This is a genomic window from Rhodanobacter sp. FW102-FHT14D06, from assembly GCF_043950705.1.
Taxonomy (GTDB): Bacteria; Pseudomonadota; Gammaproteobacteria; order Xanthomonadales; family Rhodanobacteraceae; genus Rhodanobacter.
The window spans coordinates 2,506,296-2,527,585 of record NZ_CP170722.1; the positions used below are offsets into that span (position 1 = coordinate 2,506,296).

Annotated in this window: 21 protein-coding genes; 15 read left to right on the plus strand and 6 right to left on the minus strand. The window is 69.4% G+C overall.

All coding sequences use genetic code 11. From position 1 onward, the window contains the following. Window positions 1–45: 45 nt before the first annotated feature. From ACFCQI_RS11210 to ACFCQI_RS11230, 5 genes are all read right to left on the minus strand, one after another. Window positions 46–1,350 (minus strand): S8 family serine peptidase, encoded by a 1,305-nt coding sequence (locus tag ACFCQI_RS11210; RefSeq protein WP_395116685.1) that lies wholly within the window; start codon window positions 1,348–1,350, stop codon window positions 46–48. After that, window positions 1,347–1,982, minus strand: coding sequence for a zf-HC2 domain-containing protein (locus tag ACFCQI_RS11215; RefSeq protein WP_395116687.1), 636 nt, complete (start codon window positions 1,980–1,982; stop codon window positions 1,347–1,349). The genes ACFCQI_RS11210 and ACFCQI_RS11215 overlap by 4 nt, the downstream gene beginning before the upstream one ends. Then, entirely contained in the window at window positions 1,979–2,563 is a 585-nt protein-coding gene (locus ACFCQI_RS11220) for an RNA polymerase sigma factor (protein WP_395116689.1), read from the minus strand. The genes ACFCQI_RS11215 and ACFCQI_RS11220 overlap by 4 nt, the downstream gene beginning before the upstream one ends. A gap of 76 nt (window positions 2,564–2,639) precedes the next feature. Beyond that, entirely contained in the window at window positions 2,640–3,416 is a 777-nt protein-coding gene (locus ACFCQI_RS11225) for a hypothetical protein (RefSeq protein WP_395116691.1), read from the minus strand. 316 nt (window positions 3,417–3,732) lie between these two features. Further along, window positions 3,733–5,091: a cytochrome C gene (locus ACFCQI_RS11230; protein ID WP_395116693.1), complete on the minus strand. Its 1,359-nt coding sequence runs from the start codon at window positions 5,089–5,091 to the stop codon at window positions 3,733–3,735. A gap of 226 nt (window positions 5,092–5,317) precedes the next feature. On the opposite strand from ACFCQI_RS11230, the gene ACFCQI_RS11235 reads away from it, so the two are divergent. The 15 genes from ACFCQI_RS11235 (at window position 5,318) to ACFCQI_RS11305 (ending at window position 20,381) form a co-directional block, all read left to right on the plus strand. Continuing rightward, window positions 5,318–5,755, plus strand: a complete 438-nt coding sequence (locus ACFCQI_RS11235; protein ID WP_395116695.1) for a sugar 3,4-ketoisomerase — start codon at window positions 5,318–5,320, stop codon at window positions 5,753–5,755. Next, a complete protein-coding gene (locus ACFCQI_RS11240) occupies window positions 5,740–6,405 on the plus strand; it encodes an acetyltransferase (RefSeq protein WP_395116697.1) in 666 nt (221 codons plus the stop codon). The genes ACFCQI_RS11235 and ACFCQI_RS11240 overlap by 16 nt, the downstream gene beginning before the upstream one ends. A gap of 6 nt (window positions 6,406–6,411) precedes the next feature. Continuing rightward, window positions 6,412–7,365, plus strand: a complete 954-nt coding sequence (locus ACFCQI_RS11245; protein ID WP_395121344.1) for a hypothetical protein — start codon at window positions 6,412–6,414, stop codon at window positions 7,363–7,365. Beyond that, window positions 7,352–8,284, plus strand: a complete 933-nt coding sequence (locus tag ACFCQI_RS11250; RefSeq protein WP_395116699.1) for a GNAT family N-acetyltransferase — start codon at window positions 7,352–7,354, stop codon at window positions 8,282–8,284. The genes ACFCQI_RS11245 and ACFCQI_RS11250 overlap by 14 nt, the downstream gene beginning before the upstream one ends. After that, window positions 8,284–9,441 carry a DegT/DnrJ/EryC1/StrS family aminotransferase gene (locus tag ACFCQI_RS11255; RefSeq protein WP_395116701.1) on the plus strand — a complete coding sequence of 386 codons (1,158 nt, stop codon included), beginning with the start codon at window positions 8,284–8,286 and terminating at the stop codon, window positions 9,439–9,441. The genes ACFCQI_RS11250 and ACFCQI_RS11255 overlap by 1 nt, the downstream gene beginning before the upstream one ends. Further along, window positions 9,438–10,691: an O-antigen translocase gene (locus tag ACFCQI_RS11260; protein ID WP_395116703.1), complete on the plus strand. Its 1,254-nt coding sequence runs from the start codon at window positions 9,438–9,440 to the stop codon at window positions 10,689–10,691. Before ACFCQI_RS11255 ends, ACFCQI_RS11260 begins: the two co-directional genes overlap by 4 nt. Next, complete coding sequence (locus ACFCQI_RS11265; protein ID WP_395116705.1) at window positions 10,688–11,617, plus strand: glycosyltransferase; 930 nt, start codon at window positions 10,688–10,690, stop codon at window positions 11,615–11,617. The genes ACFCQI_RS11260 and ACFCQI_RS11265 overlap by 4 nt, the downstream gene beginning before the upstream one ends. Continuing rightward, window positions 11,614–12,774, plus strand: coding sequence for a hypothetical protein (locus ACFCQI_RS11270; RefSeq protein ID WP_395116707.1), 1,161 nt, complete (start codon window positions 11,614–11,616; stop codon window positions 12,772–12,774). The genes ACFCQI_RS11265 and ACFCQI_RS11270 overlap by 4 nt, the downstream gene beginning before the upstream one ends. Window positions 12,775–12,784: 10 nt before the next feature. Next, entirely contained in the window at window positions 12,785–13,603 is an 819-nt protein-coding gene (locus tag ACFCQI_RS11275) for a Wzz/FepE/Etk N-terminal domain-containing protein (protein WP_395116709.1), read from the plus strand. Window positions 13,604–13,747: 144 nt separating this feature from the next. Then, window positions 13,748–14,632 (plus strand): class I SAM-dependent methyltransferase, encoded by an 885-nt coding sequence (locus ACFCQI_RS11280; protein WP_395116711.1) that lies wholly within the window; start codon window positions 13,748–13,750, stop codon window positions 14,630–14,632. A gap of 4 nt (window positions 14,633–14,636) precedes the next feature. Further along, window positions 14,637–15,857: an amidohydrolase family protein gene (locus ACFCQI_RS11285; protein ID WP_395116713.1), complete on the plus strand. Its 1,221-nt coding sequence runs from the start codon at window positions 14,637–14,639 to the stop codon at window positions 15,855–15,857. A gap of 2 nt (window positions 15,858–15,859) precedes the next feature. Further along, the gene (locus ACFCQI_RS11290; RefSeq protein WP_395116715.1) at window positions 15,860–16,561 is read left to right on the plus strand and encodes a class I SAM-dependent methyltransferase; all 702 of its coding nucleotides are present in this window, start codon (window positions 15,860–15,862) and stop codon (window positions 16,559–16,561) included. A gap of 25 nt (window positions 16,562–16,586) precedes the next feature. Next, on the plus strand, window positions 16,587–18,104 hold the full coding sequence (locus tag ACFCQI_RS11295; RefSeq protein ID WP_395116717.1) for a B12-binding domain-containing radical SAM protein: 1,518 nt from the start codon (window positions 16,587–16,589) through the stop codon (window positions 18,102–18,104). Between the two features lie 4 nt (window positions 18,105–18,108). Then, window positions 18,109–19,245 (plus strand): glycosyltransferase family 4 protein, encoded by a 1,137-nt coding sequence (locus ACFCQI_RS11300; RefSeq protein ID WP_395116719.1) that lies wholly within the window; start codon window positions 18,109–18,111, stop codon window positions 19,243–19,245. Beyond that, window positions 19,242–20,381 (plus strand): glycosyltransferase family 4 protein, encoded by a 1,140-nt coding sequence (locus ACFCQI_RS11305; RefSeq protein WP_395116721.1) that lies wholly within the window; start codon window positions 19,242–19,244, stop codon window positions 20,379–20,381. Before ACFCQI_RS11300 ends, ACFCQI_RS11305 begins: the two co-directional genes overlap by 4 nt. Here the strand turns inward: ACFCQI_RS11305 and ACFCQI_RS11310 are convergent. Continuing rightward, window positions 20,343–21,281, minus strand: a complete 939-nt coding sequence (locus tag ACFCQI_RS11310) for a methyltransferase domain-containing protein (RefSeq protein WP_395116723.1) — start codon at window positions 21,279–21,281, stop codon at window positions 20,343–20,345. The genes ACFCQI_RS11305 and ACFCQI_RS11310 overlap by 39 nt on opposite strands. Window positions 21,282–21,290 lie beyond the last annotated feature (9 nt).

Sequence of the window (21,290 nt, forward strand, 5' to 3'; positions counted from 1 at the left end):
GAGGCGGTTGCCCCCGACAGCCCGCCCTCCGGCGGGCTGTTCTCGTCAGGGCCCGCCTTTTTCCTCGCTGCGCAGGCGCGCGACGGCCGACGCGGCATTCACCTGCAGCGTGCCGTCGGAAACCCGGCTGCTCTGCAGCAGCAGGTCATGCACCGAACGCGCGTCCAGTCCGGGCGCCATCGACAGCAGCAAGGCGGCGATGCCGCTCACGTGCGCGGCGGCCATGGACGACCCGGAGGTGAAGTCGTAGCCGCCGTCCGGCTGGGTGGTGAGGATGTCGTTGCCCGGGGCGCTCAGCACGCCGGGTGGCGCCCGCGACGCGTTGCTGGTGCGCACGACGATGACGCCCGGCGCGCTGTCGGGAAAGCCGCCGACGTTTCCGTCCGGCGGCATCGCCGCGATCACGATGCGGCCCTGCTCCAGCAGCCGTGCAAGCAGTTCATTGAGCAGCGGGTCGGCCGGGCCACCCAGGCTCAGGTTGATGATGCGCGTATCGGTGTCGATGATCGCGGCCAGTGCCTTGGCCAGGGTGAAGGTGTTGCAGCGTGCGCCGGCGTGGGACGCCGGCGGATACCAGCACGCCTTGTAGACGCTGAGGAAGGCCTTGGGTGCGATCCCCACGATGCCCTGCCGGTTGTTGGCGTCGGCGGCGATGATGCCGGCCACTTCGGTACCGTGGTTGTCGCGGTCGAATGCCGTGCGGTTCGCGTCGACCAGGTTGCGCGTGTCGCGGATGCGTCCGTGCAGGTCGGGATGCGCCAGGTCGGCACCCGTGTCGACGATCGCGACCTCGACCCCGGCGCCCTGGCTGAGGTTGTGCGCGAGCGCGGCATCGGTTTCGACAAAGCCGCGCTGCAGGCCGGCATAGGGATCGTTGTAGCGCGGCGCATCCCGCGGCGGCGGGTTGGCGTAGACGGAATAGTCCTGCAGCGGCTCGACAAGCCGCACCCGGGCGTCGGCGGCCAGGGCCTTGAGCAGGGCGTCGCGGGGCATGCCGGCCGGCGGCGTCAGCACGATGCAGTACAGGTCCAGCGCCTTGACCGGCCAGCCGGCCACCTCCTGCCATCCGTAGGTTTTCTTCAGCGCGGCGAGTGTCGACGCCGCCCGCTGGCCGATGCCGTAATTTCCCGACGAGACATAACCGAGCACACTGGAACCGGCATGCGTGGCGGGGGGCACCAGCGGGTTGGCGACGGCCAGCACGATATCGCGCCGGCTGTCCATGGAAGACACGCCGGCGACGGCTGGGCGCCCGGCGCGAACCGGGTCGTCGCCGGCTGGCGCGGGCCGCAAGTGTGCGCAGGCACTCAGCGCCATCGCGGCGGCGAGGGCGAGGATGCCGACCTTCATGGCGTGCTGGTGACGGGCTCGGCCAGGCGGATGCCGTGGGCGGCGCGCAGTTGCTGCAGCACGTGTTGCTCGGTCGAGGTGGAGTCCTGCGGCACGACCGTGTAGGCACCGACGTCGTTGGGGCCACCCACCACTTGCAAGCCGATGGCGTGCAGCAGTGCGTCCCAGTCGGCCAGTTTCATGCTGGCGTCGGGCACGACGCGGATCGAACCCGTGGGGGCGGGTTGGGCCGTTTCGCTGAGGGTGCGATAGCGTGGGAGGCTGCCTTCCGACCACAGCTTCATGCCCAGCACGCCGATGCCGAGCGCCTGGACCAGCACCGCGGCGACCAGGGCGCGAGTCAGCCAGCCGGCCGTCCGCGAACGGCCGGGGGCTTCCTGCGGCGCCGGTGCATCGAGGCGGCCCAGCAAGTGTTTCAGCCCCACGTTGGCGTCGAGAGGCACATCGGAGGGCAGCGACATCGCCAGCTGCAGCCGGCTCTGCCGCGCAAACTCGGCGCGACACTCCTCGCAGTGCACGAGGTGGCTCATCAGCGCCTGGCCCTGCTCGCGCGGAGCACTGCCCTGCAGCACCCAGGGCATGGCTTCCCAGGCCTGGGCGCAGTCCCGATCGGGATTCGTCTGGAATGTCATGGCACATTCTCCTCGCGCATCGGCGAGTCTCCAGCCAGAGAGGGAAGGACGTTGCGCAGCTTCACGCGCGCATGGAACAGCCGCGCCTTCACCGTGCCGACCGGACATTGCATGATCGCGGCAACGTCATCCAGCGAGTGTCCCACGCCATAGACCAGCTCGATCACCACTCGCTGATCCACCGAGAGGTGGACGAGGCCCTTGCCCAGCCAGTCGCGCAATTCGCGGTCCTCATCCGGGTTGTGCGCCGGAACGCGGCTTTCCGGCACGGCATCCTCGGCGACGGGTTCGTCGCCATGCTGGCGCAGTGCCTTCAACCCGCAGCGGTAGGCGATGCCCATGATCCAGGTGGAAACGCGCGAATCGCCGTGGAAGTTGCCTGCTTTCTGCCAGGCGATCCAGAAGCAGTCGTTGATGACCTCTTCGATGATGTCGGGACGCCGGGTCAGGCGGGACAGGAAGCGGCACAACCTGCCGTGGTAGCCGCGATACAGCACCGCCAGTGCGGCGCGGTCGCCCGTCGACATGCGCTGGAGCAGCATGCGGTCGGTGGCATCAGCATCGGTATCAGCGTCGTTCATGGCTTCGCCGGAGGTGGTCGGAACGCGGTCGGTCGGTGCATGCGTGCCGTTTCGGCCGCAAAAGGTTGCCGGTGCATCAGAACGATCGCGAGATCGTGGCCATCCAGGGCTGCGCTTTCACGTATCCGGTCGATTGCCACGATCCCAGGTCGGTCACGACACGATCGAGCTCCAGCCGCCATGGCCCGTTGACCCACATCAGGCCGATCTGGCCATAGCGGTAGAAGCCGTCGCGATCGTAGCTCCGGTAATGCCCATGACGGCGGTAGCGCGCCGGCGGGACGTGGGCGACACCGGCGCCCGCGGAGAGGAAGGCATGCTCCGTCAACGGCCAATGGAAATCGAGGTCGGCGGCAACACGCGTCCGCCGGTCGCCGGGGCCGATGAAGCGGCTGGCCGACAGGCCAAACGCCAGGGTGTCCCGGTACAGCCAGTGGACCCCGACTTCGCCGCGGTCATGGACGGACGAGCGGGTGCTCCCGGCGTAGCGGTAGTAGAGCAGACCGGCCTGCACCTGCCAGTCGGCGGAGAGCGACCAGTGGCGCGCCCCCTGGAGCAGGGTCTGGGCGATGCGCCCCGGCGAACGGGCTTCGGCACTCCCGGACAGGCCCACCGACCAGCCGGTCGACGAGGTCCACGAGGCGGCCGCCTGGACGATGGGCGTGGCCGGCGTGATCGCCAGCCCACGGTCGACCAGCTGCGAGCTGAGCGCGACCGTTCCGGTGGTCCCTGGCGCCGACTGGGCGTGCAGCAGCGCGGGATGGCAGGCGACCACCGCCAGCGCAAGCCAGGCCAGCCCGGTGCGGGCGAGGTGCCCGCCGCGGCGGCCGAACCCGGTGCGGCATCGGTGCAACGCGATGCTTGCGTGTCGTGGGCAACCTGCGGCCATGGGATCTATCTGGTGTCCAGGTGCATCGCTGCCGTGCGGTGGACGTGCGCAGCGACGATGCGCAGCGTCGGAAGACCTGGCCGGGAGGCCATCGGGCCACATCGCTTCATTGTTCGACTGACCGGGCATGGCTGCCTTGCATGACCTGCTCGCGCCACGAAAGGCGCGCGCCCGTTATAGCCGATCCGCACGGTGAAGAGAGGGCCCGTCGGCGGAGTCGGTCCTGAAGGCCCACCCGCCCGGCAGCGCGGGCCCCGCGTGCCGGCGTCCGTGCACGTCTTCAGAATGCCGCGCTCGCGGAAATCGTGAACGCGCCCAGATCCGCCGCATCGGTCTTCGGTGCCCCGGGCGGCGCGCCGAAGACGTTCGTGCGGGCGCCGTTGAACCGGCTGAAACGGAACCAGGTGGCGTAGATCCTGAAGTTGGCCAGCGAGCTGAAGGACTCCTTGCCGAATGGCACCCAGAACACGCTGACCAGGTTGCTGGTGCTGTCGGGGCTGCCGTAGGGCACATAGCGGGCGGGGTCGCGCGAGCCGGTGCTCACCATGTGGGACACGGCGATGCCGTAGCTTTGCCTGAAGGTGTAGATGGCGGTCGCGATCTGGTCGCGGGCGGAACCCTGCGGCAAGGCGAGCAGACCCGGCACGACGGGACTGGGCGGCGTACTGCCGTAATCGCGCTTCTCGAAGATGTTCACGTAGCTGAGCTGCAGGATGTTCTGCCGGTTGCCCAGGTACTGGTAGCTCAGGTCGTAACCCAGGTCGGTCACGTCGTCGGCCAGTCCTTGCCGAGGCCGCTGGCGTCTGGTCGACAGGCCCACTACGCCGGCCGAGACGAACTGGGTTTTGAACTCTTTCATGTAGGCGAAGCGGAAGTATCCCGTGTCGCTCAACTTGCCCGGATCGCCGCCGGTCGAATAGCCCAGGCGATCCTGCACCGAGGGCTGCATCGAGTTGTACGTGCCGACCTCGCCGTACCAGTTCGAGTCGAACAGTGTGTAGACCGTGGCGCCGATGACGCGGTTGGCCGGTGCCGCGGGGCTGGAAAGGTTGAGCAAGGTGCCGGTGACGCCCGGCGGGCCCAGGTTCGATGCTGCAGGAAGGACGGCCAGCGGGTCGTTGAAGCCGGGACTGTTGTTGACGCTCACGCCGAGGGTCAGGTCCTTGCCGATGAACTTGAGCGTACTGGCGACGAAGCGCAGGTCGAGGTTGCGCAGCCGGGTGTTGTATTTGCCGTCACCGACGTTGTCGGCCTCGATCTTGACGAAGCCGCCCACGTGGTCGGTGAGTCGTCCGGCCAGGTAGAGGTCCGCCTCGCTCAGCCGGGTCTGGCTGTCGCCGCGCAGCGGGTTGGTGTGCGCCAGCGTGACCTGCGCGGCCAGCGGCAGGGCGCCGCTGATGTTCGCCTCGGTATAGCCACCGAGCTTGAAGCGCATGCCGGCCGGCGTCAGCGCCGGTCCGTTGTCGCCGCCGCCGTACGCACTGGAGTGGCAGACCGCGCAGACGTAACCGGTCTGCCGCGCAAACGCGGGAACGGCCTGGGCAGCGCCGCTGGCGAGCAACAGCAGCAGCGCGAGGCCGTACCACGGGTATCGGGTTCCGGATCGGCGAATCGCGGGTCGGTGCGGGAAAGGCAGCATGGGGTTTCCTTCGTCTTGAACGGATGCGGCAGCCGCTGAGCGGCCGTGAGCCCGTCGGCGATGCCGCCCGGCCGTGCCGGTGCGTCGCCGCAAGATGCGGGTAAGTGCCGCACGGGCCGCGAAAGGTTGTGCCGGCCCTTCGCGCGCTTCGACGCAACCTTCGGCCGGCCAGGCGGCACTCAGCCATGTAAGTCGCCATCCCATGATTTGCAGCCGGATCCGACCCATGGAAATCCAACGCGTCCCCTTGCTCAAGCATGGCGACCACCGCGGCATGCTCGTCGCGCTGGAACAGGGCGGCAACGTGCCTTTCGCGATCCGGCGCGTGTACTACATCTTCGCCACGAAGGACGGCGTGCACCGCGGTCGGCACGCGCACCGTCACCTCACCCAGCTGGCGGTGGCGGTGCGCGGTTCGGTGACCTTCCTGCTGGATGACGGCAGCGGTGCGGTCGAGGTCGTGCTCGATGATCCTGCCCAGGGCCTGCTGCTCGGCAACATGGTGTGGCGCGAGCTCTACGATTTCAGCGACGACTGCGTGCTGATGGTGCTGGCCGATCACCTGTTCGATCCGGACGATTACATCACCGACTACGCCGACTTCATGCGTGAGGTCAGCGGCACCATGCAACTGGCGGACATGACAGCATGCCAAGGCCGCTAGTCCTGGTCGGCGCCGGCGAGTTCGCGCAGATCGCCTGCGAGTACTTCGAACACGACAGCGACCACGACGTGGTGGCCTTCAGTGTCGAGCGCGACTACCTGGTGCAGCCGACGCTGGCGGGGCGTCCGGTGGTCGCCTTCGAAACACTCGAAGCGGATTACCCGCCGGCCGATGTGGACGTGTTCGTCGCCGTCCCGTCCAGCCAGCTCAACCGCTTGCGCACGCGCCTTTACCGGGAGGCGAAGCGTCGCGGGTACCGGCTTGCCACCTATGTCAGCACGCGTGCCTTCGTGTGGCGCAATGCCGAGGTGGGCGAGAACAGCTTCATCTTCGAGGGCAACGTGATCCAGCCGTTCGTGCGTGTCGGCAGCAATTGCATCCTGTGGAGCGGCAACCACGTAGGGCATCGCACGGTGGTGCGCGACAACGTGTTCATCGCCTCGCACGCGGTCATTTCCGGTTACTGCGAAATCGGCGAGAGCAGCTTCGTCGGGGTGAACACCACCTTCAACGACCACGTCAAGGTGGCGCCTGACAACGTTATCGGCGCCGGCGCGCTGGTGACGCGCGATACCGAGCCGGGCCGGATCTACGTCGGCTCGCCCGCGCGTGCCGTGCCGGACAAGTCCAGCTTCGACGTGAAGCTCTGAATGCGCATGTTCGAGTGGAGCAAAAAGGGGCTGGTGTTCGAGACCGCGCGGCATGGCGTGGGCGGCTGGATGCGCCACTCGGCGCTCACGCCCACGCCGTATCGCCTCGACGAGGAGTGCATCCGCGTCTACGCGGGCTTTCGCGATGGTGACGGCGTCAGCCGCATCGGCTATGTCGACGTGCGGGCGGATGATCCGGCGACGATCGTGCGCGTCAGCGCCGAGCCGGTGCTCGACATCGGCCGGGGCGGCTGCTTCGACGACAACGGCATGATCCTCGGCGACGTGGTCGACGGACCGGGCGGCCTGCACCTGTTCTACGTCGGCTTCCAGCATGTGGCCAAGGCCAAGTTCCTGGCCTTCACCGGCCTGGCGCTGTCGACCGACGGCGGCGAACATTTTCGACGCGTGCAGGAAACGCCGATCCTCGATCGCGCGCCCGGTCGCAGCACCATCGGTGCGGTGCATTCAGCGCTCCACGAGGGTGGTCGCTGGCGGCTGTGGTACGCCGTGGGCGACGACTGGGAAATCATCGGCGGCCAGCCGTTTCCGCGTTACCACATCCGCTGTGCACAGACCGATGATCTGCGCGTCATGCCGCGCGAGGACCAGGTCTGCCTGCTGCCGCGCGGCAGCGAGTACCGGATCGGGCGGCCGCGCGTGTACCGCTTCGACGGCAAGTACGTCATGTACTTCACCCGCGGCAATCTCGGCGGCGAATACTTTCCCGGCATGGCGTGCAGCGACGATGGCGTCCACTGGGAGCGCCGCGACGAGTCGCTGGGCCTGACACTCTCCGCCAGCGGCTGGGATGCGCGAACCCTCTGCTACCCCGCGCTTGTCCGCCAGCGCGACAAGCTGCTGATGTTCTACAACGGCAACGACATGGGCGTGGACGGCTTCGGCGTGGCCGAAGCCCCCGCGTCGCACCTCGCCGGTGGCGCCGATGCTGGCGGTTAGGCCTTACGTGGCTGCCGATGCCGGCGCCTGGGATGCCGTGGTCGAACACTCGCGCAACGGCAATCTGCTGCATCGGCGCGGCTACATGGATTACCACGCCGACCGCTTCATCGACGCCTCGCTGATGATCGAGCGCCGCGGAGAGGCCGCGGCGGTGTTTCCGGCGAGCAGGCTGGGCGACGTGGTGACCAGCCATGGCGGGCTCACCTATGCCGGCCTGATCAGCAGCCACGCCCTGCGCGCCGAATCGACGCTCGCCGTGTTCGAGCAGATGGCCGGCTGGTATCGCGCGCATGGCGTGCAGCGCATCGTCTACAAGGCGGTGCCGCACGTATTCCACGCGTATCCGGCGGAGGAGGATCTGTACGCCCTGCAGCGCATGGGTGCGCGCCTGGTGCGCCGCGACCTGTCGTCCGTCATCGCGCTGCAGGAGCCGTTCCGCTTCACCGAGCCGCGGCGCCGCGCGATCAGGAAGGCTGGGCGGGCAGGCATCGAGCTGCACGTGGCCACCGATCCGGCATCGTTCCACGCGCTGCTGTCGGACGTGCTGCGCAAGCATCAGGTGACGCCGACCCACAGCCTGGCGGAACTGCGCCTGCTGCAGGCGCGCTTTCCGCGCCGGATCGTGCTGCACGAGGCGCACAGGCAGGGTGTGCTGCTGGCCGGTGCCCTCGTCTACGATTTCGGCCGCGTGGTGCATACCCAGTACCTGGCCGCCTCCGAGGAGGGGCGGCAGCTCGATGCGCTCAGCTTCCTGCTCGCCGCGCTGATCGGCAGCACGTATGCGGGCCGGCAGTATTTCTCCTTCGGGGTATCCACCGAGCAGGCCGGGACGGTGCTCAACAGCGGGTTGGTCGCGCAGAAGGAATACTTCGGCGCGCGCGGGATCGCGCACGATTTCTACGAGTGGCCGCTGTGATGGGCTCCGTCGTGATGAAGAACGGACCGGCAGGCGCTGCCTCGGGCGACGTCCCGTTCCTGAACCTCGGTGAGGTCAATGCGCGGTACGCCGACGAGTTGAAGGCTGCGGCGGCGTGCGTCATCGATTCGGGCTGGTATGTGCTGGGCGACGAACTGAAGGCCTTCGAGCGGGAGTTCGCCGCCTGGTGCGGTGCACGCCATGCCGTGGGCACGGGCAACGGGCTGGATGCGCTGTCGCTGATCCTGCGCGGCTACAGGGAGCTCGGTGTCCTCGCCGAGGGCGACGAGGTCATCGTGCCCGGCAACACGTTCATCGCCAGCTTCCTGGCGATCAGCGAGAACCGCCTGGTGCCGGTGCCGGTGGAACCCGGCGCGGCGACATTCAACCTCGATCCGGCCTGCGTGGCGGCGGCGATCGGGCCGCGCACGCGCGCGATCATGGCGGTGCATCTGTATGGCCAGCTGGCCGACATGCCGGCGCTGCGGGCGCTGGCCCGGCGGCACGGCTTGCTGCTGATCGAGGACGCGGCACAGGCGCATGGCGCCGCACGTGACGGGCGCAAAGCCGGTGCGTTCGGCGATGCGGCCGCCTTCAGCTTCTTCCCGGCCAAGAATCTCGGCGCGCTGGGCGACGGCGGCGCGGTGGTGACCGACGACGACGCGCTGGCGCAGCGCATCGCGGCGCTGCGCAACTACGGCTCCGACGTGAAATACCACCATCTGTTCCAGGGTGTGAACTCGCGCCTGGACGAAATGCAGGCGGCGCTGCTGCGGGTAAAGCTGAGGTATCTCGATGCGGACCTGGCATGGCGTCGCCGGGTGGCGCGTCGCTATCGCGATGGCATCCGCCATCCGCAGATCCGGCTGCCGGACGTGGCCCGCGAGGAGCAGCACGCCTGGCATCTGTTCGTGGTGCGCTGCGCACGGCGCGATGCGCTGCAGCGGCATCTGCACGTCCACGGTATCCAGACCCAGGTGCACTATCCGGTGCCGGCGCATCGGCAGCCGGCGTATCCCGCGCTGCGGGATTGCCGCCTGCCGCGGACCGAACAACTGTGCGATGAGGTGCTGAGCCTGCCGCTGGGGCCGACCTTGCGCGATGGCGACGTGGAGCGGGTGATCGAGGCCTGCAACGCGTTCGGGCGTGGCGCATGAACATCGCCCGCACCGGTTTCTACACGAGCATCGCCACCGCCGCGCGGCTGCTTGCCGGGCTGGTGGCGATCAAGCTGGTGGCGTGGTTCGCCGGGCCCGAGGGCGTGGGCAAGCTCGGCCAGTTCATGAGCCTGATGTCGCTGCTGGCGGTGCTGGCTGGCGGCGGCATCAGCTCGGCCGTCGTCAAGTACGTCGCCGAGTACCGCGACGATCCGCAGCGGCTGTCGCGCCTGCTGTCCGCCGCGCTGTGGTACGCGTTCCTTGCCTCCTGCCTGATGGGCGGTCTTGCCCTGTTGCTGAGCCGGCAGCTCGCGCTGTGGCTGCTGGACGATGCGGGCTATGCCGGCCTGATCCGCGTGCTCGCCGTCGCGCAGCTCGGCATTGCGCTGCTCAACTACATTCTCGCGGTGGTCAACGGCTTCATGGACGTGCGCCGGCTGGCCCTGATCCAGGTGAGCGGATCGGTGATCGGCATCGTGATGATGGTCTGGCTGGCGCGCTGGCTGCATCTGTATGGCGCGCTGCTGGCGCTGGTGCTGAGCCAGGTGCTGTGGCTGGTCGTCGGCGTGCCGGCGTGGTGGCGCAGCTCGTACTTCCGCCGCGGCATGCTGCGGCTGCGCTACGACCGTGAAATGACCTTGCGGCTGGCGACGTTCTCGGTGATGACTCTCACTTCCGCGCTGCTGCCGCCGCTGGTCAACATCGCCGTTCGGGACCACCTCGCGCTGCAGTTCGGCTGGAGCCAAGTCGGCTACTGGCAGGCGGTGGGCAAGGTGTCGGATGCCTATCTGCTGTTTCTCACCGCGGCGATCAACATCTACTACCTGCCCAAGCTGGCATCCACGCACGGACGCGAGGCGCTGCTGGCCGAGCTGCGCACCGCCTGCCGCTACGTCCTGCCGGCGGTGGTGGTGCTGGCGGCCATGGTGTACCTGCTGCGCGAGTGGGTGACCTGGCTGCTGTTCACGCCGGATTTCGCCGCCGCCAACGCGCTGTATGGCCCGCAGCTGGTCGGCGACGTCATCAAGATCGCCTCCTTCGTCCTTTCCTACCTGATGCTGGCCAAGGCGATGACGAAACTGTTCGTCATCTCCGAATGCGTGTTCGCGGCCAGCTATCTCGCGCTGGTCTGGGTGCTGGCGGCGCGCTTCGGCGTGGTCGGGGCGATCTACGCGTTCGCGGCGAACTATGTGCTGTATCTGGTCTTCAACCTGCTGGTGGCCCGGCGTTACCTGGGAGGGCTGCGATGATGAGCGACGACGTGCCGCTGGTATCCGTGCTGATACCGGCGTTCAACCACGAGCGTTTCGTGCAGCGCTGCCTGGACAGCGTGCTGCAGGACCCGTATCCGGCCAAGGAGCTCATCGTCATCGACGACGGCTCCACCGATGGCACCGCCGAGCGGATCGCCGACTGGGTCGCGACGCACTGCATGGATATCCCGATCGAGTACGTGCGGCGGGAGAACCGCGGCATCGCGGCGACGCTGAACGAGCTGGCGGCGCGCGCGAGCGGCGAGTTCCTGCGTCCCGGCGCGAGCGATGACTACCTGCTGCCCGGCGGGCTCGATGCGCAGGTGCGCTACCTGCTGGCGCATCCGGACAAGGGCGCAGTGATCGGCGATTCGGTCGTCGTCGACCAGGACGACAACAAGCTGCATGACAGCGGCATGGGCCTGCTGCACGGCGGCAGCAAGACGCTGTACCGGTCCGACGACGGCATCCGCCGCGCCATCATCAGCCACTGGGCGATCGGCGGGCCGGTGGCGCTGATGCGGCGGAGCGCGCTGGACACCGTCGACCGCTGGAGCGAGGGCCTGCGCATCGAGGACTGGGACATGTTCCTGCGCCTGGCGGCCCGCGATGCGCTCGGTTTCATCGACGTCGGCGTGTGCGCCTACCGCATCCACGGCACCAACCTGAGCCGGACGCGGCACACCGCCACACGGATCGGCAACCTCGCCGAATCGCGCCAGGTCGCGCTGCGCCGGGCGTGCCTGTTCGACGAGCCGTACCGAACCCTGCTGCGGGCGCAGGCGCACTACATCGGCGCCAAGATCGCGTTCCTGCAGGGTCAGCCGTGGTCGCTGGCGCGGCATCTGCTCGCCTGGTCCTGGTTGCGGTTGCTGTCGAGGCTGCGGCCTTCATCCGGCCACCGCGGCGCGGAGGCGACATGAAACGGTTGCCGTGTCTGCCCTCGGCGTATCTCGCACTGCCGCTGCTGCTGGCCTGCGCGCTGACCCTGCTGACCTACGATCTTCCCGTCGACTACCTGTCGGGCCTGTTGCTGCTGGCGGTGGTCGCCGCGGCGATCCTGCTGTTCGATGTCCAGGCGGGGATCAGGATTCCGTCGCCCGCGCGGTTTCGCGCGCGCAGCTACGTCGGCACCCGCGATGCGTTCGTCGCGCTGGCCTTCGCGGGCGTCGTCGCGTTGTTCTGCGTGCTCGACCTGGCGCTGTTCCCGATACCGCTGTTCAACAATCCCTCGTCCTATGCCGCGATGGGGGACGGGCGCGAACATGTCCGGCACGTGTCGGACATCTGCTGGGTACTGCCGCCGATCGGGCTGCTGTGCGCCAGGAGCCGGTGGTTGCGCACCACGCTCGTCGCCATCGGTTTCCTGTTTCCGATCCTGGTGATCGACCGCAACCGGGTATTCGCGACGGTGTTCTCGTTCGCGCTGGTGATCCTGCTGCGCCGGGACGAGGCCAGGCCCTTGCCGTGGAGGGCCGTCGGCCTGCTCGGCGTTGCCGGCGTCAGTGTCTTCTCGGTACTCGGCATGTTGCGGTCCGGGACGCTGGCTTACATCACCCTGCCGTTCAGCGCGATGTATCGCGCGGTGCCGGAAGGCGTCAAGTGGCTGCTGCTCTACGCCAGCGCCGGGCCCTACAACTTCAGCGCGATCCTGGCCAAGGGCTACGTCAACACCAGCTTCCTCACCCATCAGGTCGTTCCGCTGAGCGGGTCCGTCGCGACAGCCGGCACCGGCATTCCGCTGGACGCGCCGACCATCAACGTGGGCACGGAGTTCTTTCCGTTCCTGATGGCGTGGGGGCCGATCGGCGCGGTGGCTGCCATCGTCGTGCTCTACGCGATGCTGCGCTGGAGCGTGCAGCGCCTGCGGGCCTCGGTATCGCTGTTCGCGCTGCTGATCTTCCTGCGCGTGTCCTACGTTTGCGTGATGGCGCCGTTCGCGCCGCAGGCCTACACGTGGACGAACGCCGGCTTCATCGGCCTGTGCCTGCTCATGCAGGCGTTCGCGGCCTGGCTGCCGAATCGGGGAGCGGCAGCGTCGGGCACCGCGCGAATCGCGTCTCCCCCTTCCACCCAGTGAGTGCCCAACCATGGAACAAGACGAAATCTATCTGATCGACCTCTGGCGGATCTTCACCCGCGGATGGATCTGGTTCGCGGGCGTGCTGATCCTGGTCCTGGTCTGCACCTATGTCTTCGCGCACACGGTGAAGCGCCAGTGGGAGGCGACTGCGTGGATCCAGATCGGGCAGGTCGGGCAAGTGCTGTCGGGCCAGGACCCCAAGGTGGAGCCACTGCTGCGCGTGACCGAACGGCTGGAACTGGTGCCGTTCGAGAACGAGGTCCTGCAAGGCGCCGGCTACGCGCGCGATTCGTCGGTGGCAAAGCTCTATCGCAGCAGCCTGAAGCTGGAGCCGCTGCCCTATGCCGGCCCGTTGATCCGCCTGCGGGTGCGCGCCTATTCCCGCGAGCAGGCCGCCGAGCTGGCCACGGCGACGGTGGCCCGGTTGGGTGCGATCCACCAGCGCTTGGAAGAGGTGCCGCTGAAGGCGGCGCGTGAGCGCCTGGCCCGCAACGAGGTCGAACTGCGGACCGCCGAGGCCGACCGGGACCGTTATCGGCAGGCGGCTGTGCCGGGCAGCAAGGACGCCCAGGGCCCGGTGCTCGCCAGCCTGCTGCTGGCGAACAAGAACGAGGAGATCCGCGGCTTGCGGCAAGTGAGGATGGATCTCATGGAACGCCTCGGCCCGACCTACACCTACCAGACCTCGATGGTGTGGCCGGTCTACGTGCCCGACAGGCAGGCGTTTCCGAATCCCGAGCTGACCTGGGGCATCGGCCTGCTGCTGGGTCTGTTCCTCGGCGCATGCGCGGCCGTGGCGAAGGCCGGCCGGCGACGGATCGCCTGAACGTTTGCCGGTGCGTTCAACCAAAACGGCATCTGCATGCACTCACCGGTCAGGCCCGTGACGTGTCGCGGGCGACCCTGGCTGCACCCGAAGGTGTCGTGCTGAAGGAAAACCGGCGTCATGGCGGGACGGAGTTCGTTCGATATGCGTGGAGTGCACAAGCAGGAATCCGGGCACCGCGCCACGCCCGCCGGCAGCGTCCGCCGTCCCCCGCGGCGCGCGCCGCTGGACGAGGCGCAGCTGCTCGACACGCAGCGCGCGTTCGACAGCGTGGCCGCCGACTACGACGGGCCGCGCGGCAACAACGAACTGATCCAGCGCATGCGCACGACCTTGTGGGATGTCGTGCACAGCGAGGTGCAACCCGGCGCCCGCCTGCTCGACCTGGGCTGCGGCACCGGCATCGACGCACTCGAGTTCGCCCGGCGCGGCTTTCGCGTCGTCGCCACCGACTGGTCGCCGCTGATGGTCGAGCGCACGCGGGCGCGCGCGGCGGGTGCGGCCATGCAGTCGCGCGTCACCGTCGCCCACCTCGGCGTGCAGCAACTCGATCGGCTCGACGGCGAGTTCGACGGCATCTATTCCAACTTCGGCCCGCTGAACTGCGCGCCGGATCTCGCTGCCGTCGCCGCCGAATGCGCGCGCCTGCTGCGCCCCGGCGGCAGCCTTGTCTTCTCGGTGATGGGCCGGATCTGTCCGTGGGAGCTGGGCCACTACGCGTTGCGCGGCCGCTTTCGGCGGGCCGGCGTGCGCGCCGCGCGCGGCGCGACGGCGGTGGGCATGAACCACCACACGATCTGGACCTGCTACTACCTGCCGCGCGAGTTCTACCGCGCCTTCGCCGGGCACTTTTCGCTGGCGGGCTATCGCGCGCTGAGCCTGTTCATGCCGCCGCCGTACCTGGTGGACTGCTACCGTCGCCGGCGCCGCTGGTACGAACGGCTGGGCCGGCTTGACGACCGCCTCGGCGCGCTGCCGTTGCTGCGCGACATGGGCGACCACTTCCTGATCGTGATGCGGCGGCGCTGAGCGCATGGACTTCCTGCAGGCCGCGATGGACGTCAGCTTGTGCCGGGCCGTTTCGGTCACCGCGGAGGCCAGCTCGCGCGTGCCGCTGCCGATCCGCGCCGGACGGATCGGTTCCTCGCTGGCCGCGCGGGCGTACCGGATCGACCTGCGCGACCACCTGGCCTTTCCCGGGCTGATCAACGCGCACGATCATCTGCACGTCAACGCCGTGCCGCCGCTGCAAGCCCGCGCGCCGTTTCCCAACAGTTATGCGTGGATCGCCGCCTTCCGGACGCATTTCGGGGAGCCGGCGGTGATCGCCGCGCTGCAGGTGCCGAAGGCCTTGCGGCTGCGCCACGGCGCGCTGAAGAACCTGCTTGCCGGCACCACCTGCGTGGCGCATCACGACCCCTGGCATGCGGCGCTCGACGAGCCGGATTTCCCGGTTGCGGTGCTGCGCGACTACGGCTGGAGCTATGCGCTGGGCTGGCCCGATTACGGCCCGCCGATCCGGCAGAGTTTCGCCGCCACGCCCGCCGACCGGCCCTGGCTGATCCACCTGGCCGAAGGCACCGACGCGATCGCGCAGGCGGAACTGGCCCGGCTCGACGCGATGGGCTGCCTGGCGGCGAACAGCGTGCTGGTCCACGGGGTCGGCCTGAGCGAGCGGGACATCGATCGGGTGATCGAGCGCGGCGCGGCGGTGGTCTGGTGTCCGACCAGCAATCGCAACCTGCTCGGGCGCTCGCTGGACCCGCAGCGCCTGTGCGCGGCGGGCCGGCTTGCCCTGGGCAGCGACTCGCGGCTCAGCGGTGCCCGCGACCTGCTCGATGAAATGCGCGGCATCGCCGCGCGCGGCGAGCTGAGCCCGGATCAGCTGCTCGGCCTGGCCACCAGCCAGGCCGCGCGCATCCTGCGGTTGCCCTCCGGCGGCAGCCTGGCGCCGGGCGCGCCGGCGGACCTGGTGATCGTCGAGGATCGCGGCGGCGACGAACGCTGCGGCCTGGTCGGCATCTCGCGCAGCGAGATCCGGGCGGTGGTGCGCCACGGCGTGCCGCGCATCGCCGATCCGGATTTCGCCGAATGGTTCGACGTCGCCGGCATGGACGCCGTACCGGTGACGCTGGACGGCAGACCGAAACTGCTGGCCAGGCCGCTGGCCGAAGCGGCGCTGGTGGCGCTCGAACCCGGCCTCGAACTGGTAGCCGCGCACCACGCGCGCGATCTCGTCATGGAGGCCGGCTAGCCATGCTGCCGCGTTTGCCGATGCTGATGCCGGCCGAGGCGTATGCCTTGTGGGCATCCAGTTATCCCGCCCGCGCCCACAACCCGGTGATGCAGGCGGAGGAGCGCGCCATGCTCGCGCTGATGCCGGACCTGCTGCAGGGAGCGGCCGTGCTCGATGTCGGCTGCGGCAGCGGGCGCTACATGCTGCACGCGCTGCGACGTGGCGCGGCGCGCGTGATCGGCGTGGATCTGTCGGCGCCGATGCTCGCGCGCGCCGGCACCGAGCTGGCCCGGTGGCAGGCCGCCGCGGACATCGACCTGGTGCAAGGCAGCCTCGAAGCCCTGCCGATACCCGATGCGCGGGCCAACCTGACGCTCTGCGGCCTGGTCGTCGGCCATCTCGACAATCTGCAGCGATCGCTCGCCGAGCTGCGCCGGGTGACCCGGCCCGGCGGCACGCTGTTGTGCAGCGACGTGCATCCGATCGGGCATGCGCTGGGCTGGCTGCGCGATTTCAAGTCGGACGGCCGGCACTACGCCGTGCAGCACACGCAGCACCTGTACAGCCACTGGCACGCGGCCTGCGCCGCGCTCGGGCTGCGCATCGAACAGGTACTGGAACCGATGCTCGACCCGGCCGGCATCCCCGCCGATGCGCGCTTCGACCGCACCGCGCTGGAGGTTCCCGTGGCACTGGTGTTCCAGCTGCGGCGCGAGCCGTGACTCCCCGAATTCGCAGGCTCCTGCCATGACCCTTGCCTCACGCACCTTGCTGATCAACCCGACCATCACCTCGCGGCGCAGCGCGCGCTTTCCGCTGTCGCTGCTGCACCTGTCGGCGGCGCTGGAGCGCAACGGCCACGACAGCCAGATCATCGACGGCAACGTCGACCGCGATTTCGTCAGCGACACCTTGCGCGCGATGGAACAGGACGCCTTCGACGCCGTCGGCGTCAGCGTCATGGGCGGCCCGCAACTGGCGCCGGCAATCGCCGTGTCCGGCGCGATCCGCGCACGCTTCCCGGCGGTGCCGATCATCTGGGGCGGCTATTTCCCCACGCTCAACCCCGACGCCGCGTTGGCTGCGCCCTACGTCGACTACGCGGTGCGCGGGCAGGCCGAGGAAACCCTGCCCGAGCTGATTGCCGCGCTGGACGGCAAGGCCGACGCGAAGCTGGCGACCATCGGCGGGCTGTCGTGGAAGCGCGGCGGCGCGGTCGTGCACAACCCGAATCGCCGTTTCAGCCTGGCCGACCACGGCATGGTGCTGCCCTACGACAAGCTCGGCGACCCGCGGCGTTACCTGGCGCGCACCTATCTCGGCCGCCGCACCGTGGCGCACCAGGCGTCGGTCGGCTGCCGCTTCCGCTGCACCTTCTGCGGCGTGGCCGCGATGTTCGGCGGCACCACCGTGCTGCCGGCGGCGGAACAACTCGAGCGCGACCTGGGCTATCTCAAGCACGAGCTGGGCGCGGATTCGGTGCAGTACTTCGACAACAATTTCTTCGACCGCGAGCGGGACATGCTGCCGCTGCTCGAAGTGATGGCCAGGTTCGAGATGCCCTGGTGGTGTTTCGCCCGCGCCGACGCGCTGCTCAACCTGTCGGAGGAGGCGTGGAGGCTGGTGCGCAAGAGCCGCTTGCGGATGGCGTACATCGGCGCGGAATCACCGAACGGCCAGATGCTCAAGGAGATCCGCAAGGGCACGCGGCCGGATCAGACAATGGCGGTGGTCGAGTTGTGCCGCCGGCACGGCGTGATCCCCGAGTTGTCCTTCATGGTCGCACCGCCGGAGAACACCGAGGAGGAGACCGAGCACACCTTCGAGTTCATCCGCGCGCTGAAGCGGATCAATCCGCAGTCCGAGATCGTCATCTACGTCTACACGCCGTTGCCGGAGAACAGCCGGCACGAGCAGGACCGCGCGAGGCGGCCGGGCAAGCCGCTGCTGGACCTCCATGGCGCGCCGGTGGTGTTCCCGACGACGGCGGAGGAATGGGCGCAGCCGCGCTGGGTCGACTACACCTGCCACGCGGACGCGCCCTGGCTCGACGACCGGCTGCGCCGGCGCATCCGGGATTTCGTCACCGTGCTGCGCTGCCGCTTTCCCACCGTGCAGGACCTGCGCTCGCCGCCGTGGGCCAAGCGCAGCCTGAGCGCGATGGCGCTCTGGCGCTATCGCTACGGCAGGTACGATCGGCCGTGGGAACTGGAGCTGGCCAACCGCCTGGTGCGCCTGCGCATGCCGCAGGTGTCGGGCCTCTAGCGCGGTGCGCGCCGTGCACGTCGCGCAGCTCAATTTCCTGCCCGCGCCGGCGGGACTCGCGCCGGCCGAGGTGCTGGAACGGTGGCACTCGCTGGCGGACATCGCCGAGGCGGCCGCCAGCGCCGGCACCCGCGTGTCGGTGATCCAGGCGGCGGCGCGCGAGGAGCGGATCACGCGTGGCGGCATCGACTACCACTTCGTCGACATCCGCGGACTGGAAACGGCGACCAACCGGGGCCGCCGCTTCGCCAGCCTGCTCGGCGACATCCGGGCCGACGTGCTGCACGGGCACAGCCTGGGTTTTGCCGAGGACGCCTTCGCGATCGCACAGTGCCTGCCGCAGCTGCCGATCATCCTGCAGGACCACGCCGACCGGGCACCGCGCTGGTGGCGCCGCCGGCGCTGGCGGCGCTGGTATGCGGCCGCCACGGGGGTTGCCTTCACCGCGCGCGAGCAGGCGCAGGCGTTCGCCGTCGCCGGCATGTTCGGGCCGCGCATGCGGGTGTTCGCGATACCGGAATCCAGCAGCCGCTTCACGCCTGGCGACCGCGCCGCGGCCCGCGCCGAAACCGGCCTTCACGGCGAGCCCTGCGTGCTGTGGGTCGGCCACTTGAACCGCAACAAGGACCCGCTGACCGTGCTCGAGGGCGTGGCGCGAGCGGCGACGCGCTTGCCCGGCCTGCAACTGTGGTGCGTGTTCGGCCATGCGCCGCTGCTGGAGGACGTGCGCCGGCGCATCGTTGGCGATCCGCGGCTCGCCGGCCGCGTGCATCTGCTGGGCAAGGTGACGCATGCGCAGGTCGAGCAGCTGATGCAGGCGGCCGACGTGTTCGTCTCGGGCAGCCATGCCGAAGGCAGCGGCTACGCCCTGCTGGAGGCGCTGGCCTGCGGCGTCGTGCCGGTGGTTACCGACATCCCGTCGTTCCGCGCGCTGACCGATGGCGGCCGCATCGGCAAGCTGTGGCCTTGCGGCGACGCGGCGGGGCTCGTCGCGGCCCTGCTCGACGTCGGGTCGAGCCGGATGCCGCCGGCACGGGTGCGCGCGCATTTCGACGCCGCGCTGTCGTTCGCCGCCGTGGGCCGGCAATGGGCCGAGGCGTACGCGCAAGTGCGCGAGGACCGGCGCCGGGGCGCGTCGTGAAACTCGCGCTGGTGGTGCCGGGCGGGGTGGATCGCGGCGGCGAGTTCCGCGTGATCCCCGCCTTGCTGGCGCTGATCGAACGACTGGCGCGCATGCATGAGGTGCATGTCTTCGCGCTGCAACAGGAAGCGGTGGCCGGTCGCTGGGAACTCGCCGGCGCCACCGTGCACAACATCGGCACCGGCTGGACGCGCCTGCGCGCGATCGCGGCGGTCCGCGCCGAGCATCGCCGCGCGCCGTTCGGCCTGGTCCACGCGATCTTCTCAGGCTCGTGCAGCCTGGTTGCCGTCGCCGCGGCGAAATGGCTGCGGCTGCCCAGCCTGGTGCATGTCGCCGGCGGCGAGCTGGTTGCGTTGCACGCGATCGGCTACGGCGGGCGCCGAAAGTGGAAGGGCAGGCTGCGCGAGGCGTGCGTGCTGCGCGCCGCCGATGTCGTCACCGCGGCCAGCGCGCCGATCATCGACGCATTGCGGGTGCTCGGCATCGAGGCGCAACGTGTGCCGCTCGGCGTCGACCTGCGAGCCTGGCCGCCGCTCGCGCCGCGTGCGCGCAGCGTCGGCCCGGCGCGGCTGATCCATGTGGCCAGCCTCAACCGAGTGAAGGATCAGCCGACCCTGCTGCGTGCCCTGGCCAAGCTGCGCGAGGACGGCCCGGCTTTCCGCATGGCCATCGTCGGCGTGGATACCTTGCGTGGCGAGACGCAGCGGCTGGCGCGCCAGCTCGGGCTGCAACACTGCGTGGATTTTCTCGGCTTCAAGACGCAACGCGAATTGCGTCCGTGGCTGGAAGCGGCCGACCTGCTGGTGATGTCGTCGCAGCATGAAGCCGGCCCGCTGGTGTTGCTGGAGGCCGCGGTGGCCGGCGTGCCGGCGGTGGGCACGGCGGTCGGACACTTCGTGGAGTGGTCGCCCGCGGCGGCGTGCAGCGTGCCTGTCGGTGACGCGGGCGCGCTGGCCGATGGCATCCGGCAGCTGCTTGCCGACGAACCACTGCGGCAGCGCATGGCCGCGGCCGCGCAGTGCCTGGCGCTGGCGGAGGACGCCGACTGCACCGCGCGCCTGTTCGAAGTGCTGTACCGGCGCGTCCGTGGACACGGATCACGCGGGCTTGCGTGCGAGGTAAAGGCGGAACCGTGAAGGCTCGCGGCGGCCGCGAAGTTTCGCCATGAGCGGGCGCATTGCCCAGCGCGGGCCGTACCACGGGCGATGCACCTCCCACCGGATCGACAGCGCATCCGCCAGACGGCGCAGCCGCTCGTCGGTGAGGTAGCCCAGGCTGGCGATGGCATCCGCCGCGATGCCGTGGCGGCGCAGGAACACCTCGCGACGCTCGGTGAGCATGCGCCGGCCGCTTTCATCGCGGGCGTACCACGGCGTGTCGGCGATGATCACCGTGCCGCCGACTTTCACGCAGCGCAGTGCTTCGCGCAGGCAGGCCTCGCCGTCTTCGGCGTAGTGGAACGAGGCGTTGAACACGGCCGTGTCGAACTGCGCGTCGGCGAACGGCAGGCGGCGCATCTCGGCCTGGAAGCGCGGGAACAGCGCCGGCAGCCGCGCCCGGTAATGCCGGGCCGCGCCCAGCCCGTCGCGGTCATGGGCAAGCAGGTCGACCGCCACCGGCCGGTAGCCGGCCAGGGCCAGGCGATAGCTCATCCAGCCGTTGCCGGCGCCGAGATCGAGCACGCGATTGCCTTCCAGCAGATGCCGCACGATGTAGTCGTAGCTGCGCGCGCGCATCCGCCATTGGTCGCGATCCGTTCCGCCGGTGTCGCGGTAGGGCAGGCCGAGGTAGAACGCCTCGCTTTCGCTGCCGCGGCCCTCCGCCATCCTGATCCGCTCGTAATCCGCGATGAAGCGTGCCAGGTGCGCGGCCGATTCCGGCGGCAGCGCACGGGTGATGCCGTTCTCGACGGCGATGACGAAGCCGCATGCCGGGCAAGCCAGCATGTCGATCGAGGTCCTGCAGCGGGGGCAGTGCAGGCGCAGCTCCGCCAGCGCCGCCGCGTCCGCGGCATGGCGGGCGGGCGAGGCGTCCATCGCTGGCTG

Excerpts from the sequence above, each read along its gene's own strand:
- ACFCQI_RS11210 (WP_395116685.1), bottom strand. The coding sequence starts at position 1,350 with ATGAAGGTCGGCATCCTCGCCCTCGCCGCCGCGATGGCGCTGAGTGCC.
- ACFCQI_RS11215 (WP_395116687.1), bottom strand. The coding sequence starts at position 1,982 with ATGACATTCCAGACGAATCCCGATCGGGACTGCGCCCAGGCCTGGGAA.
- ACFCQI_RS11220 (WP_395116689.1), bottom strand. The coding sequence starts at position 2,563 with ATGAACGACGCTGATACCGATGCTGATGCCACCGACCGCATGCTGCTC.
- ACFCQI_RS11230 (WP_395116693.1), bottom strand. The coding sequence starts at position 5,091 with ATGCTGCCTTTCCCGCACCGACCCGCGATTCGCCGATCCGGAACCCGA.
- ACFCQI_RS11235 (WP_395116695.1), top strand. The coding sequence starts at position 5,318 with ATGGAAATCCAACGCGTCCCCTTGCTCAAGCATGGCGACCACCGCGGC.
- ACFCQI_RS11240 (WP_395116697.1), top strand. The coding sequence starts at position 5,740 with ATGCCAAGGCCGCTAGTCCTGGTCGGCGCCGGCGAGTTCGCGCAGATC.
- ACFCQI_RS11245 (WP_395121344.1), top strand. The coding sequence starts at position 6,412 with ATGTTCGAGTGGAGCAAAAAGGGGCTGGTGTTCGAGACCGCGCGGCAT.
- ACFCQI_RS11250 (WP_395116699.1), top strand. The coding sequence starts at position 7,352 with ATGCTGGCGGTTAGGCCTTACGTGGCTGCCGATGCCGGCGCCTGGGAT.
- ACFCQI_RS11255 (WP_395116701.1), top strand. The coding sequence starts at position 8,284 with ATGGGCTCCGTCGTGATGAAGAACGGACCGGCAGGCGCTGCCTCGGGC.
- ACFCQI_RS11260 (WP_395116703.1), top strand. The coding sequence starts at position 9,438 with ATGAACATCGCCCGCACCGGTTTCTACACGAGCATCGCCACCGCCGCG.
- ACFCQI_RS11265 (WP_395116705.1), top strand. The coding sequence starts at position 10,688 with ATGATGAGCGACGACGTGCCGCTGGTATCCGTGCTGATACCGGCGTTC.
- ACFCQI_RS11270 (WP_395116707.1), top strand. The coding sequence starts at position 11,614 with ATGAAACGGTTGCCGTGTCTGCCCTCGGCGTATCTCGCACTGCCGCTG.
- ACFCQI_RS11275 (WP_395116709.1), top strand. The coding sequence starts at position 12,785 with ATGGAACAAGACGAAATCTATCTGATCGACCTCTGGCGGATCTTCACC.
- ACFCQI_RS11280 (WP_395116711.1), top strand. The coding sequence starts at position 13,748 with ATGCGTGGAGTGCACAAGCAGGAATCCGGGCACCGCGCCACGCCCGCC.
- ACFCQI_RS11285 (WP_395116713.1), top strand. The coding sequence starts at position 14,637 with ATGGACTTCCTGCAGGCCGCGATGGACGTCAGCTTGTGCCGGGCCGTT.
- ACFCQI_RS11290 (WP_395116715.1), top strand. The coding sequence starts at position 15,860 with ATGCTGCCGCGTTTGCCGATGCTGATGCCGGCCGAGGCGTATGCCTTG.
- ACFCQI_RS11295 (WP_395116717.1), top strand. The coding sequence starts at position 16,587 with ATGACCCTTGCCTCACGCACCTTGCTGATCAACCCGACCATCACCTCG.
- ACFCQI_RS11310 (WP_395116723.1), bottom strand. The coding sequence starts at position 21,281 with ATGGACGCCTCGCCCGCCCGCCATGCCGCGGACGCGGCGGCGCTGGCG.